The following is a 264-nucleotide window of genomic DNA, read 5'->3' on the forward strand; positions in this document are numbered from 1 at the left end:
CGACAAAATCATCGGACGGGTGCTGGAGTCCGGAATGGATAACGTGCTGGTGGTTGCCCATGGGCATTTCTCCAGGATCCTGACGGCCCGATGGCTCGAAATGGACGCCCGCGAGGGGCGGCACTTTGTCCTGGGAACCGGGAAGGTGTGCACTTTGGGATGGGATAAGAGAACACCTGCGATTGTCCGTTGGGGCCTCTAGAAAACAATTCAGAAAAACTTGTGGCAAATTAGCGAATTGTGCTGGTCAAAGTCCTTTGGGAT

1 protein-coding gene is annotated in these 264 nt (G+C 54.2%); it reads left to right on the forward strand.

Translation table 11 applies throughout. From position 1 onward, the window contains the following. Positions 1 to 202, forward strand: a 202-nt coding sequence (locus SB724_RS20580) for a histidine phosphatase family protein (RefSeq protein WP_410572768.1), incomplete at its 5' end; no start/stop codon positions are given. Positions 203 to 264: the final 62 nt, after the last annotated feature.

It is taken from the genome of Bacillus sp. SIMBA_031 (assembly GCF_046535225.1).
GTDB classification, from domain to species: Bacteria; Bacillota; Bacilli; order Bacillales; family Bacillaceae; genus Bacillus; species Bacillus velezensis.